1 protein-coding gene is annotated in these 582 nt (G+C 49.1%); it reads right to left on the bottom strand.

The annotated features are described in order from the left end of the window. Positions 1 to 195 precede the first annotated feature (195 nt). Entirely contained in the window at positions 196 to 480 is a 285-nt protein-coding gene (locus tag BWR59_RS31730; RefSeq protein ID WP_077204217.1) for a ribbon-helix-helix protein, CopG family, read from the bottom strand. Positions 481 to 582: the final 102 nt, after the last annotated feature.

Raw genomic sequence — 582 nt, forward strand, 5'->3', positions numbered from 1 at the left:
AACAGGGTACCGTGCTCATCACCATTTGCAATCGCGAACAGGGTACCCTGTTCAACACCCTGCACACTGTTAAGGGTGGTATCAAAAAGTTGATCCAGTCCGTCAATGCTTACTGGTTGAGTTGTTTCGATTTCGCGGGCTGGTTCACTCATGAATCGGATTATAAGGGCCGATGATCAGGGTCACAACGCTTGACTATGCTGATTCTCGCTTGCTCTCGGTGCTCGCGATGTCCCGCACATATCTAGTGAGTATGTGTCGAATAAAAGGCTGATATCCCAGTCCTTCTTTTTTGGCCAGCACCTTAAGCTGCTCTACAAGCTCCTTTTGCAGTCGCACCGTAACTGGTTGCAATCCGAGTGCGTCCTGAATTTCTTTTGTCTTCTCTGGTGAAACCGGCCTGACGTGTTCTTCTGAAGCTCCCAGTTGCCCGGATTCCCACAGTTCAGCGTCATCAGATGAGTTGGGCGTATTTGTCATAGATTCGTTCCTCTTCTGGGCTGGGCTCGTAGGCTGTCTTTAGCTCATAAACTTGTGATGGATGTTCAATGAAAACCACCTTCAAAGTGCGCCCTCTGTCTG

It is taken from the genome of Pseudomonas sp. Bc-h (genome assembly GCF_002080045.1).
GTDB lineage: Bacteria > Pseudomonadota > Gammaproteobacteria > Pseudomonadales > Pseudomonadaceae > Aquipseudomonas.

Excerpts from the sequence above, each read along its gene's own strand:
- BWR59_RS31730 (WP_077204217.1), bottom strand. The coding sequence starts at position 480 with ATGACAAATACGCCCAACTCATCTGATGACGCTGAACTGTGGGAATCC.